Origin of the sequence: Alkalispirochaeta americana (assembly GCF_900156105.1) — a bacterium.
Lineage (GTDB): Bacteria > Spirochaetota > Spirochaetia > DSM-27196 > Alkalispirochaetaceae > Alkalispirochaeta > Alkalispirochaeta americana.
Window position 1 is genome coordinate 112,159 of sequence record NZ_FTMS01000001.1, and the last position, 12,969, is coordinate 125,127.

Consider the following 12,969-nt stretch of genomic DNA (forward strand, 5'->3'; position numbering starts at 1 on the left):
GGATCTTCCGGTAGTTCGGGCCAATCATAGGAGTAGCGTGATCAAGGTCAAGAGTCAACGAGTCAAGGGGATTTCTTGACGACCCCCGATCGGCGTGATAATCTTTGTGTCGGTATCGTGCGAGCGTCGTATAGTGGTTATTACCTCGGCTTCCCATGCCGAAGACGTGGGTTCGATTCCCATCGCTCGCTCTTCCCGGGGATCACGCCTCGGGCCTTCCGCGATCATTCACTTTTCTGGTTCTTTTTCTCCTGGTTCTCCTCCTTCCGGTCTGCATGCCGCACAAGACACCTGCTCGTTGCAGGGGTATCTCCGGGATAGTTTCTCCGGGATCAAAGCGGCAGGTTCGGAAAACCGGTCTTGCAGGTCGTGCGATCACGACACCCGATAGTTCAGCGGTGGTGCCGCCTGGCGATCTTCCTCTTTCTTGCTTCCCTGACGGGCCCGGGAGGGCATGCCCGGGAACAGCAGCAGAGTGTCCCTCGAAGCGGTGAAGTCCGGTTGCGCCTGGATCAGGAAGGGCTCATCCAGGGGCGTTTCGATTGGACCTGGGGGCCGGTTCGCTGGTTCGGTCTTGGCAGTTCGGAGATCATGCTCCAGCAGGAGGAGGCTGCTCCTGCGGGGTATCAGCAAAAGTCGGTATCCCTGCGCTCGCCCCTGGAGGACCTCTCCTGGACCATGGGGGTCCAGGCTGGCCCGCTTCTTCTGGGACCGATCAGGGGCAGGGGAATATACCACCGTTTTCTTGATCCCACAGCGGGGGGCGTCCGCTGGGGAGCGCTTTCCGAGGATTCCCGGTTCGTTCCAGCCCTTCATGAGGGGGCTCAGGATCGCCTTGGTGCGGCTCTCTCTTTTGGAGGGGGGGCTGTTCCTCTGGGGCTTGATATCTGGTATCTGGCCCGGGAGGATCGGTACCAGACGGAGGGTCTCCGGGGGTGGTTTGATCTGTGGCCTGGAGGATCGGCAGGGCGTGTGGGGGTTCTTCTGTCGCGGGTCACCCTGGATGAGCAGCGTCTTCGGCCTCTGGTGGAGGAGGGGTGGCTCTTTCCCTCGCCGCCCCTGAGGGAGCCTCAGGGCGAACGCCAGGCGATCACCTGGGAGCTGGATCGCCGGCGAAGACCGGGCGACGATGGGCTGTGGGCACGGTCTCTGGGACCCCGGGCACTGATCGAGATGTGGCGCTATCAGGGCGGAGGCACGGTTGTTCCCCGCCTGGCAGGAACCGCTTCGGCCTCGGCGGGGCCACCGGTCTTGCGCTGGTCCGGCCGGGTCTCGGCCGCCGAGAGGGGGTTTCGGACTGTCGAGGGCGGGAGGCCCCGCTACTCCCGGTTCTCTTCCCTTGAGGCCGCTCATCGGAGTATCCATCGCGCAACGATTCTGGAAGGCCATGTGCGGTGGGCCGAGACCCGGGGGTGGCAGGAGGAGCAGCCGGGGCCGCAACGGCAGGAGCTGGACGGGCTGGTCTCGGCGGGCAGACTTCGCCTTGCCGGGGCTCCCTTTCTGGATCGGGTCGCTCTGGCGGGCACGGTCCGGCAGTATCCCCGGGAGGAAATCGCTACCCTCTACCGGGGCGAGGCCCGGCTTCATCTGCGTTCGCCCGGCGGGGGCGTCCGGTTCCGGGTGTCGGGCGGAGGTGATAGCCGCGATCAGCGCAGCCTGGCGGGAGTTTTCTCTCTCCTGGCTCCTTTGGGCGCGCGCCGACGGTCTCTCTCGGTGAGCGCCGCAGGACGGGTTCAGTGGGATTCCCGGGAAGGACCAGCCCACTGGTACGGTTCCCTTGATGCGGGAGTTCCTCTGGGAAAGGGATGGCGGTTTATACCGCGTGTGCGGGTGGACCAGGATGTTCGCCGCGACGATCCCCGGGAGCTGACCGGATCGATCACCCTGGAAGGGCGTTTTTAGGAGATGGAGGGTGTTCCCGGGAGATCAGTCCCCCAGGAAAAGTACTTCCGGCTCCAGAAGAATGCCTCGTGCCTGATGGACCCGGCTTTGTACCTCCAGGACCAGGTCTCGGATCTCCCGGGCCCGGGCGTTGCCAGTGTTGATAATGATGTTGCCGTGGCGGGGACTGACGAGGGCTCCTCCTCGCTGGAGGCCGCGCAACCCGACCTCGTCGATGATCTGCCCGCTGGGAGCCCCGAAGTCGCGGTTGTTCTTGAAGATGGATCCTGCACAGGGGGCCTCGAAATGACCCTTGGCGCGGCGGTCTTCCTCGTTGCGGCGCATCTCTTCCCACAGGGGTGAGCGCTCTCCCCGGTGCAGCGCAAAGGTTGCTCCCGTGATGAGGCGGCTCCCCTCCTGAAAGGGAGATCGCTTGTAGGAGAAATCCTCGGGCCGGGAGGTGTAGACCCCGGGAGTGCCGGCCTGGCTTCCCGTAAGAGCCAGATAGGAGACCTCTTTCAGGACATGAGATATTTCCCCTCCGTAGCACCGGGCGTTCATCCACACGGCGCCTCCCACACTGCCCGGCATGCCGTAGATGAAAGCCAGCCCTGCCAGGTTTCGGTCTGCTGCAGCGGCGGCCAGGGTGCTCACGGAGGTTCCCGTTTCTGCCCGGAGAAGGTCGCCCTCCTGGCTGATACGGTTGAGTCGACCCGTGTGAAGGACGATTCCGCGCAGACCCCTGTCGCTGATCACCACGTTGGCACCGCCTCCCAGGACGGTGAGGGGCACCTTCAGTTCCTGGCTGATGCGGATAAGTTGCGCAGCTTCCTCTTCCGAAGAGGGCTGCGCCAGCACCTCGGCGGGGCCGCCTACACGAAAAGTGGTATACGGTGCCAGAGGTTCTTGGGAGGAGAAGGGTATGGCGAGGTTGCATTTTTCCAGTTCTCGCTGTAGGTTGGCCATTATCAGAGGATACTATGTAACCTTTGCCGGGGTCCATGTGTTATGAATACCAGCAGGGATGAGCAACGTTTTTTCAATCAGGTCTACGCATCGTCCTTCCCCGTGGTCTTTCGGGTGGTACTCCGGATCGTTGGTGATCAGGAGTCGGCAGAGGAGATATGTCACGACGCCTTCATCAAGTTTTTTCAGCACAGCCTCTCCCTTCCCGACGAAAATCAGGCGCGGTACTGGGTTATCCGGGTTGCCAAGAACCTGGCCTTCAACCTGGCAAAGCGCAGGGGTCGGGAACGTACAGCCTTTGAGAAAGCCTTTTTCGAGCCGCAGCGGCCGTCACGTTCCGCCGATTCCGACACGCTTGAGAGCGAGTCCCAGATGCTGATTCGGCAGACCGTGAATCGGTTGCCCAAGAGTCTTCGGGACGTGATTGTGCTGAAGGAGTACGGGGACCTTCCCTACGCGGAGATTTCCCAGGTTCTGGGCATCACCGTGAGCAATGTGAAGGTCCGGGTATATCGGGCGCGGGAGCGCCTGGCGTCGATGCTGGAGGAGAAGGATGTTCATATTCCAGAGTAGATTGGCCCGGCAGGAAGAGGTTATCTCTGCCCTGGTGGATGGGGAACTCCCCCCTGAAGAGGAGGAACTGCTCCGCAGGGATCTTCCTCGGAAAGAAGGCCTGGAGGAACGGATGATACGACATCGGGCGCTTCAAAGGGCTCTTTCCGGTACCCCTCCCGAAAGCGATCTCTGCGATGAGGCGCAAAAACGGGTTCACGAGCAGGTGTTTCGCACGCTTCGGGTGCGTCCCTTCCGGACTCCCTGGTGGCAACAGTCCCTTTCGGTTCCCCTGCCTGTGGCCTCTGCGGCCGTGGCGGTATTCCTTCTTGCGGGGCTTCTGGCAACGGGGTTGTTTCAGGGGGCCTCTGTTCCGGGTCAGGACGGGTCTGCGCGGCAGGGGCTGGCGGGACTCTCCCTGGAGGATCGGAATATTCATGTCCAGGTCAACGTGGACGCAACCCAGACAGAACAGTTTCTGCAGTGGCTGAACGACCAGGGTCAGGCGCAACAACTCACCATTCAGCTGCCCGAGCAGGCCCGGTTCCAGTTCCGGGGTGATCCGGTCATGGTGCGCCGGGATCCCGTTCATGATCTGGAAATTCTGCCTCTTGACGAATACACCCATGGGGAGCATCAGCTTCAGGAGCTCCAGACCGGGGAGTTCCCGGAATGATTGTGCCTTCCGCCAAGCCTGTGCCGATCGTTCTTCTGACGGCCCTTCTTTTGCTGGGCGGTGCCGCCGAAGCGCGGGCGATATCGGCGGATGATCTGGCGGAGTCCATTGACGCCTTTGTCCAGGGTGCGTTGCGCCTCCACATTAACGCACGCCTGGTATCGCCCGATCAGGAGGAGGCCGTCTGGTCCATGGACCTTACCCGGGCAACCATCGGGGGGCGGTCTGTGCGGGTCCGACTGGACGGCACGGGAATTGTGGTGGTGGCCGACTTTACTCCCTACTGGGAGAGTGAGAACGAATTGCTCCTGGTTGCCCAGGGGCAGACCTGGATATCCGATTCCCGGGACGGGGGGGAGACCACCTATCGGACCTCATTCATTACCTTGCCTATCCGTTTGGGGGAACCCATCATCTTTTTACCCCTGGGAGCCGGTACAGCCGGGGCCGACGAGGGGATTGACACGGACCTGGCCGATCATCTCAATATCGAGCTTGAGGTCTCTGTGGAGCGGTATCAATCCTGAAACGGTCAAAGACATTTCCCATTCTCCCGATTCTCCTCTTTCTCGTCTTGCTTGGTGGTGCTATGGCCCTGCTCTGGAACGCCCGGCGACCGCCCCTTCTGGAGGAGCTTCGCCCCAACCAGGTTCGCGAGGGAGATCGTGTCACCCTCACGGGACGGTATCTGGGCGACGAGGGACGCCTTGAGGTAGATGGCGTTGCCCTGGACAGGACGGCTTTGACGGAGTGGAGTCCCTCCCGAATCGTCTTCACCATGCCCCCGGATTTTCCCAGCGGAATGGTGCGGGTGCGGACCGACGGGGGGCTGAGCAACGCCCTCTTTCTGACCAGTCAGCACGACATCCCGCAGCTTGTCCGGCAGAACCGTCTGCGCGTTGCCCTGCTCACTCCTCCGCAAGCAGGCCGGGGGGATCTAGTCACCATCCAGGGGGACGGCTTTGGTCCCCGAACGGCTCAGGCTCGTCTGGAGTTTCGCCCCCCTTCGGAGAAGGGGATGCAACCGGGAGAGCCTGTCTCCTTTGGAGGAGATCAGTGGTGGATCGTCTCCTGGTCGGACCGGGTGATCCGCTTTGCGGTGCCCCAGGAGCTGCCCCCGGGAGAGCTGGAACTGTTTATAAACGGCCAGCCCGGAGAGGTCTCCCTGGAGGTGACAGCTCCAGGAGCTCTTCTGGAAGAGGGGCTTCCCCGGGAGTATCTCCTGAGGCAGCGTGTTGATTTTCCGGCCCCTCCCGACGCGACAGTTGTGTTGCTTCCCCGTATTCCCCGGACTTCCGGCCAGATTCCGGGAGGTGCTGTTTCTCTCCTTGGGGATGACGAGGGGGGGCACTCCCCTGGTGCCTGGGCGTACCGGCCCGTCCCCAGGCCTGTGCGGCAGGATGAGGATAAGGCCGAATCCCGGGATGAGGAGCACCCCCGGGATCAGGGGAAGAGCGAAGATCAGCCGGAAAAACCCCGGCCCGAGGTGGTGGAACGGATTGATCGGGTGGAGCGGCGCTCCCAGCGCTGGGAGATCACGGCAAACCCCGGGCGTGCTCTTCTGGAAGATGACGGGTTTCGTCGGGCCTTCCGCCTCTTTCTTGCCGACCAGGAGGATTTGCCCGTCTCGGCGGCGGCGATCCAGCAGATACGCAGCCGGGTGATCAACCTTCGAAACCCTCCCCTGCCCAATGCGCGCAGAATTCACCAGGAAGTTTTGCGCCGCCTCACGCCCGATCCAGAGGGGACCCACTCCTGGGAGGAGGCTCTCGAGGGCGAAGGGGCTGCCCCGGGAGCATACGCCGATCTCACGGCGGCGCTCCTGCGCGCTGCCGGTATCCCCGCCCGCCGGCTCTGGGGAGTGCTTCTGAAGGATAGCGGAGAGACCGTGGATCATGCCTGGGTGGAGGCCTTCATTCCCCGGGTTGGCTGGATCCCCCTTGATACCGCCTTGGGTTCGGGAATGTACAGTAACGATTCCCGGGAAAGCGAGTTCTCCCGGGTTCTCTCATTTTACAAGGAGCCCCTGGAGAGCGATACCTTTGGCGCCCTCGATGACCGGCGTATTGCCCTGCGAGTAGAGGGGGTCTCTGACCCCCGGCGTTTTCCCCAGGGGGCTCTGGTGGAGGGGCCTCACGGGTTCTCCGGGGGAACCTTGCGGCTCGAGGCAGCGCCAGGCCGTGTCATCGACGCAGACACTCCTCTGTGGCACCGCCCGGACCTTCAGAATTGACAGAGGAGGCGCTTTGTTTCTATGCTGTCGATTATGGAAACATTACGCCACCGGGACTCCGAACTGTACGATGCAATTTGTCGCGAAGCCGAGCGCCAGAAGACCAAGCTGGAACTGATCGCCAGCGAGAACTTCACCAGTGATGCTGTCCTGGAGGCAGCGGGAACGGTTCTGACCAACAAATACGCCGAGGGGTACCCTGGTGCGCGCTACTACGGTGGCTGCGAACACGTGGACGTGGTGGAAAACCTTGCCCGGGATCGGGCTTGCGCCCTCTTTGAAGCCGAGCACAGTAATGTTCAGCCCCACTCGGGAAGTCAGGCAAATATGGCTGTCTACCTGACGTTGCTGAAACCGGGTGATACTATTCTGGGTATGGATCTTGCTCATGGGGGGCACCTGACCCATGGTGCTGCGGTAAATATTTCGGGCAAGCTCTACAACGTGGTGAGCTACGGTGTGGATCGCGAGACCGAGTTGATCGACTACGATAATGTGGCGGCCCTGGCCCGCGAACACCGACCACGCCTGATTATCGCCGGAGCATCGGCGTATCCCCGCCAGATCGATTTTGCCCGCTTTCGCCAGATAGCTGACGAGGTGGGGGCCTTCTTTGTTACCGATATGGCCCACATTGCAGGACTGGTGGCAACGGGGGAGCATCCCTCGCCGGTTCCCCACGCTCATTTTACCACCACCACCACCCACAAGACCCTGCGCGGCCCCCGGGGAGGGCTTGTGCTCATCGGAAAGGACGCCGAGAACACGATAGGAGCGGTCGCTGCCAAGTCGGGGCGGGTGAAACGATGGTCGGAGTTGCTCGATTCCGCAGTGATGCCGGGAATTCAGGGAGGGCCGCTCATGCATGTGATCGCAGCCAAGGCCGTGGCGTTCTACGAGGCGCTGCAACCGGGGTTTGCGCTCTACCAGCGGCAGGTGATCTTGAACGCCCAGGCTCTGGCAAAATACCTGACCGAGGGTGGCCTTCGCCTGGTTTCGGGGGGCACCGATAATCATCTTCTCCTGGTGGATCTCTCATCCTGGGAGGTTTCCGGCAAGGAGGCCGAGCAGATGCTGGACCGGGCGAACATCACCTGCAACAAGAACGGCATTCCCTTCGATACCCGAAGCCCTCTGGTTACCTCGGGAATTCGTCTGGGGACGCCGGCTCTTACGACCCGGGGCATGAAGGAAGACGACATGGCCTTTGTGGCTCAGGCGATTCTGGATGTGCTGAGAAGCAAGGGGACCGAGTCAACAATCAAAACCGTGGCGGATCGTGTGGACGCCTTCTGCTCGGATTTTCCGCTTCATGTGTGAACGCAGAAAAGATCGAAAAGAAAAATTGACATCTTTCCTGGAGGTGACTATGCTGATGGGCGGTAGGAACATGAGATAATGCCCACGCCACTGCAACTGAAGATAGTCAATTTCACGAAAGATGCCTATATCGTCGTCGAGGGCAAGCAGAACGCGGACCACTTCTATATTCTTCGCAGTGGCAAGGTCCGCGTCAGTAAAGAGGTGGAGGTTGTCCAGGAAGAGGGGGGCAACGTTCTGGGGCCGGGTGATTTCTTTGGCGTTGTTGCTGCCATGTCGGGGCACAGCCATATCGAGACTGCCCAGGCACTTACGGACTGCTCCGCGATTTCGGTAAACAAGGAAAACTTCGGGGATCTGATCGTTCAGAATACCCCCGTGGCAATGAAGATCATCCAGGGGTTCAGCCGGCGCATGCGCTATCTCGATGAGGCCCTGGCGAGGATCACCCTGCAGCAGAGTTCCGAGCCCGACATTGGACACCTCTTTTTTGTGGCCGAGTTCTATGCAAAGCAGAGCCAGTTCAATCAGGCCCACTATGCCTACCATCAGTATCTGCGCTATTGCCCGAACGGGCCCCATGCGGAACGGGCCCGGCAGCGTCTTGAGAAGATCCAGCCCTATTCCCAGGCGGTGTATCTCGACGGTAGCGAGACGGAGTTTACCCGGATATACAAAAAGAACACCATGATCTTTTCCGAGATGATGCCCGGGGGCGAGCTGTATATCATCCAGAAGGGGTCGGTGAAGATCACCAAGATCGTGAACGACAACGAGGTGCTTCTGGCGGTGCTCAAACAGGGTGATATTTTCGGGGAAATGTCCCTGATCGAGAACAAACCTCGCTCGGCCAGCGCGATTGCCTTTGAGGATACCCAGCTTCTGGCGGTGAACCGCGAGAACTTCGCCCGCATGGTCTCTTCCCAGCCCCAGATCATTACTCGTCTCACCCAGCTTCTGGCGGAGCGCATCTGGTTCATCTACAAGCAGCTGGCCAACACGCTCCTGAAAGACAAGGTGGGGCGCCTCTTCGACGGTCTCCTGATCCAGCTGGAGCGCAATCGGGTGCCTCTGCGCCAGGGCGAGGCCTATACCTTCGAGTTCGGGCCCAAGGAGCTTATCAACATGGTGGGGCTTCCCATGGCCGAAGGGCGTGAGGCGATGCGGGAGCTGCTCAAGAACTCCCGCATCAAGGTTCTGGAGGACCGGATCGTCATCTCCGACAGGGCCGAGATCGAGAAGCAGGCCAAGTACTATCGAAAAATGCAGAAGATAGAACGGGCCCGGCGCCAGAGCCGTCTGTAAAATCCGCAAGGAGCCATAACTCCCAATGAAATCACGACTTTTTTTCAACGATACCTTGCTCCTTCTGACAGCGGCGATCTGGGGCTTCGCCTTTGTGGCGCAACGCCTGGGCATGGATCACGTGGGCCCTTTTTTCTTCACGGGGGTCCGGTTTCTCTTGGGGGCGCTGGTTCTGCTACCGGTGGCTCTCCTTCGGGCTCGGCCTTCCCGGAGGGTTCTGGTCTTGCTTGTGCCGGGGGCGGCCCTGACGGGGCTGGTCCTGTTTGCAGGATCGGCCTTGCAGCAGATCGGGTTGGTGTATACCACCGCCGGGAACGCCGGTTTTATTACCGGCCTCTATGTCGTGATGGTTCCCGTGCTGGGCGTCTTTCGGCGCCAGACTGTGGGCGGGTTGCGCTGGGGGGCGGTGGGGCTTGCCGTGGTGGGCCTCTACCTTCTGAGCGTTCAGCGGGGGGTCTCGGTGAATCCCGGTGATCTCCTCGTCATGGGTAGCGCGTTCTTCTTTGCCCTGCACGTGCAGCTCATTGATCACCTCTCCCGGCGTTACCCGGTGCTCTGGATCTCGCTGGTTCAGTATGGTGTGGTTGCCCTGGTCAGCCTTGCGGTGGCGGCAGTGCTGGAGCCTGTTAATCCGGCGGGGTTGCGAGGGGCTGCTATTCCCATTCTCTACGGGGGAGTGGGGTCCATCGCCATCGCGTACACCCTTCAGACCGTGGCACAGCGCCGGGCAACCCCTTCCCACGCAGCAATCCTTCTGAGCCTGGAGGGGTCCTTCGCGGCTCTGGGCGGGTGGCTGATTCTCTCGGAGGTTCTTTCCGTGCGGGCTGCTTTGGGGTGCGGACTGTTGCTCTCGGGAATGGTTCTCTCCCAGGTAGCGGGGTTCCGGCGAGGGGCTCTTCCCCGGCAGGAGACGCTTCCTTCGGCGGCTTCCTGACGTCGCAGACCTCCTGATGTCGCCTGTCTTCCCGATACACCTCGCCAGGGCTATCGGAAGATTCTTTCCCCGGCTATGATAGCCCCATGAGCAGTCGCACAGCCGTACTCTCCGCTGCCGAGCGGGAACGGGGGTTCTCCTCCTTCTCCAGGCATATCAGCTGGAACGGTCTGGGGGTCTTCCTGCTGAACGACACCATTGTATCTCTCATGGCGATCCACTTCGGGGCAAGCAACCTCGAGCTGGGCTATATCAACGCAGCCTTCCACGTGACGGGGGTCGTGTCGCTGGTGGTGCCGCGCCTCTTCAAGGGGTGCAAAATCACCCGCCTCTTCGGCATGGCCTGGATGATCCGAGGCTTTGTGGTGATTCTCTACGGGGTGCTCTTTTTCCTCAGCGGCTATGCGGCCCGGGTGGCGATCATCACGATCTTCACCGTTTTCTGCATCACCCGGGCCATGGGGGTTTCCGTGGCCCATGCGGTGCAACGCGATGTCATGCGGGATCGCGAGATGGGAGGCGCCATGGTGCGCCTCAATATTCGCCTGGCCTATTCGCAGTTTGCCTCGCAGCTCTTCGGTTTTTTCCTCCTTTCCCTTGCTTTTTTTGAGGGCTTGGGCGGGTTGATCACCATCGTGTATATCGGGGCGGTGATGAACACCGTGGCATCCTTGTATCTCCTGAAAATCCCCGGCCGATCCGTGGTGGAACACCCCGGGTCGGGGGCGCTTTTACGGACGGCCAGGCGAATCCTTCGCCACCGCCACCACGTGGTGCCCCTCCTGGTTCACGCCCTGGGTATGGGGTTGCATGTGCTCTTTGCCTTCCAGGTAGCGTTTCTGCGGCGCGTTCTGGAGATGCCCGATAATATTGCAATTCTTTTTACCCTGGTGGGGGCCGCAGCGTCCATTCTGGCCAACAACTGGCTGAAACCCTTTGCCGATACCCTGGGTGAAAAACCTCTTCTGATAATCATGAATGTGGGGCTGGCTACCATGGCCCTGGTTTGGGCCTATATTCCGGCATCCCTGCCTGTGGCGGTATACTTTCTGGTGGGGTTCTTCACGTTCTTTTTCCTGCGCAGCCTGCTCACCCTGAAAAGCGCTGCCCTGGTCCGATCCATCCCCGAGCGCGATCGCGTTCCCTACACGTCCATGGCAAACATGCTTCTGGGAGTTGTGGCGCTCTCCCTGGGGTTGGCCGGGGGAATCCTGGCTGATGTCTCGGCCCGGGTTCCCTTTGTGGTTCACGAGTACAGCCTCACCTTTTTCTTTACTTTTCTGGTGGCTCTCGCCACGGCGGTACTGAGCTTTTTCCTTCCCGACGGGAGAAGTCTCTCTCTGCGCGAGACCGCCGAGATTGTTCTTTCCATCAGGAACCTGCGGGCCTTTCTGGACGCAAACCAGCTTGATTTCGCGGGAGATCCCTCCCGCCGGGAGAGCTTGCTCCTCTCGCTGGAGCGCAGCCCCACCCCCATTGCGGCGTCTCGCCTGCGGGATCGCCTGCGGGGGCCTTCGGTGGCCGAGAGAGAGCGGGTTCTGCGCATACTCTTCCGTTCGCCCCGCCCGGAGCTCCTGGAGGATATTCTGGCGGAGGCCGCTGACCGGGGCAGTTACACCCGCAGGGACGCGCTTTTCTGTCTGGGAGCCTATCCGGGCACCCGAAGCGAGGAAATGCTGAAAGAAATCGCCCGTCGGGAAGAGGGCCGCGAAGAGGGGGCGATCGCTCTGAAAAGCCTTGCCCGGCTGGATTGCCGCGAAGTGCTCCCGCAGATCCGGCGGTTGATGGCAGGTTCCCTTTCGCCCCGAATGGAGCTGGATCTGGCCGTGGCCGAGGCGATCCTCGACCCCCAGGGGCCTCACCTGGAAGAGCTTTTCAGCCGGGCCTTTCGTCGGGGAAGCCGGAGCTTTGCCGAAACACGTTTTTCCATCGCCCTGGGGCAACTGGGATTCTCTCCGGGCTTCCAGGAATACCTCCGCTCCGAGACGATGGCCCCGGGCAGGGGAATGCTGGAGCTGATCGAAGACGCCAGCGAGTTTTCCCTGATTCTGAAGCATCGAGAAGAAATGCGTGATCACCTTCGGGAGGGAGACTGGAAAAAACTCTGGGAGATGGTACAGGCCTTCTCCCGGGCGGAACTGGAAGGACTCCCCCAGGCCCCTCCCTGGGTCACAGGGCTTGCCCGGTCCATCGGCGAAGCCCACCCTCCGGACATCCTGGCGCCGGCGGGAACTCTGGCAGGATTGTATGTGTTTCATCATTGTCTCGACGCCATCGTCCAGTCCTGAGCCTGGCCGTTTTGGTGCGGTATGAATCCCGGGGTGCACAGGATCAGATGTTGCACCGGACTGACCTGCCCATGGGGGGGGGTGGCTTGCGCAGGGTGATCAGGATCGGTACCATGGCGAGTCCAGTTTTTTGGGAGGTTGCAGAGGGTGCCCACGAGCACGGTTGAGCAGTATATCAAGACAATCTACCAGCAGGAGGAGCAGCTTCCCGGAACGCTTGTCCCCATGAAGGACCTCTCGGCGGCCATGGAAGTAACTCCCGGCACGGCCACCACCATGGTTAAGCACCTGGCAGGGCTTTGCCTGGTCTTGTATGTCCCTCGCAAAGGTGTTTCTCTCACTCCCGAGGGGCGCAAGCTGGCGCTCACCATGGTACGTCGCCACCGGCTGATCGAGACCTTTCTGGAGAAGGTCCTGGGGTACGATTGGGCCGAGGTCCATGACGATGCCGAAGATCTGGAACACGCCGTTTCGGACCGCTTTGTGGAGCGCATAGACGCCTACTTGGGATACCCCGCAACGGATCCTCACGGGGCACCTATCCCCTCCGAAGAGGGGCTGGTGAAGAACTCCCGGGCGATCCCCCTGGACCAGTGCGAAGAGGGGCAGCGGTTTCGCATCTCCCGGGTGGGGGACACCCAGGAGGAGTTTCTCTCTTTCCTGAAAGCCCACCGGCTTACGCCGGGGGAGGAGTTTATCCTGGAGACCCGAAGCGCTCTGGCCGGCACCATAACGGTTCGTCACGCCCTCTCGAAGGAGTGCCTTACCTTGGGGTCTGATCAGGGTGCGCGTATCGCAGTTGCGCCCCAGTAGT

11 protein-coding genes and 1 tRNA gene are annotated in these 12,969 nt (G+C 61.2%); 11 read left to right on the forward strand and 1 reads right to left on the reverse strand.

Annotated elements, in window-relative coordinates; translation table 11 throughout:
• The first annotated feature begins 119 nt into the window (after window positions 1-119).
• Window positions 120-191 (forward strand) — tRNA-Gly (locus tag BW950_RS00470).
• A gap of 178 nt (window positions 192-369) precedes the next feature.
• Window positions 370-1,902, forward strand: coding sequence for a hypothetical protein (locus BW950_RS00475; protein ID WP_076487328.1), 1,533 nt, complete (start codon window positions 370-372; stop codon window positions 1,900-1,902).
• 24 nt (window positions 1,903-1,926) lie between these two features.
• Here BW950_RS00475 and murB read toward each other — a convergent pair whose 3' ends face one another.
• On the reverse strand, window positions 1,927-2,847 hold the full coding sequence (gene murB, locus BW950_RS00480; RefSeq protein WP_076487329.1) for a UDP-N-acetylmuramate dehydrogenase: 921 nt from the start codon (window positions 2,845-2,847) through the stop codon (window positions 1,927-1,929).
• A gap of 42 nt (window positions 2,848-2,889) precedes the next feature.
• Here murB and BW950_RS00485 point away from each other — a divergent pair, with 42 nt between their 5' ends.
• The 9 genes from BW950_RS00485 to BW950_RS00525 all read left to right on the forward strand — a co-directional run bounded on the left by BW950_RS00485 (window position 2,890) and on the right by BW950_RS00525 (window position 12,968).
• Complete coding sequence (locus BW950_RS00485) at window positions 2,890-3,420, forward strand: RNA polymerase sigma factor (RefSeq protein WP_076487330.1); 531 nt, start codon at window positions 2,890-2,892, stop codon at window positions 3,418-3,420.
• Window positions 3,401-4,075 carry a hypothetical protein gene (locus BW950_RS00490; protein ID WP_143559077.1) on the forward strand — a complete coding sequence of 225 codons (675 nt, stop codon included), beginning with the start codon at window positions 3,401-3,403 and terminating at the stop codon, window positions 4,073-4,075. Before BW950_RS00485 ends, BW950_RS00490 begins: the two co-directional genes overlap by 20 nt.
• Complete coding sequence (locus BW950_RS00495; protein ID WP_076487332.1) at window positions 4,072-4,602, forward strand: hypothetical protein; 531 nt, start codon at window positions 4,072-4,074, stop codon at window positions 4,600-4,602. The genes BW950_RS00490 and BW950_RS00495 overlap by 4 nt, the downstream gene beginning before the upstream one ends.
• A 62-nt stretch (window positions 4,603-4,664) precedes the next feature.
• Entirely contained in the window at window positions 4,665-6,308 is a 1,644-nt protein-coding gene (locus tag BW950_RS00500; protein WP_076487333.1) for a transglutaminase domain-containing protein, read from the forward strand.
• A 33-nt stretch (window positions 6,309-6,341) separates the two neighbouring features.
• The gene (gene glyA, locus BW950_RS00505) at window positions 6,342-7,628 is read left to right on the forward strand and encodes a serine hydroxymethyltransferase (protein ID WP_076487549.1); all 1,287 of its coding nucleotides are present in this window, start codon (window positions 6,342-6,344) and stop codon (window positions 7,626-7,628) included.
• Window positions 7,629-7,706: 78 nt separating this feature from the next.
• Entirely contained in the window at window positions 7,707-8,933 is a 1,227-nt protein-coding gene (locus BW950_RS00510; protein ID WP_076487334.1) for a cyclic nucleotide-binding domain-containing protein, read from the forward strand.
• Window positions 8,934-8,958: 25 nt separating this feature from the next.
• Window positions 8,959-9,867: a DMT family transporter gene (locus BW950_RS00515; protein ID WP_076487335.1), complete on the forward strand. Its 909-nt coding sequence runs from the start codon at window positions 8,959-8,961 to the stop codon at window positions 9,865-9,867.
• An 86-nt stretch (window positions 9,868-9,953) separates the two neighbouring features.
• Window positions 9,954-12,155, forward strand: a complete 2,202-nt coding sequence (locus BW950_RS00520) for an MFS transporter (RefSeq protein WP_076487336.1) — start codon at window positions 9,954-9,956, stop codon at window positions 12,153-12,155.
• Between the two features lie 147 nt (window positions 12,156-12,302).
• Window positions 12,303-12,968: a metal-dependent transcriptional regulator gene (locus BW950_RS00525; protein WP_076487550.1), complete on the forward strand. Its 666-nt coding sequence runs from the start codon at window positions 12,303-12,305 to the stop codon at window positions 12,966-12,968.
• Window position 12,969: the final 1 nt, after the last annotated feature.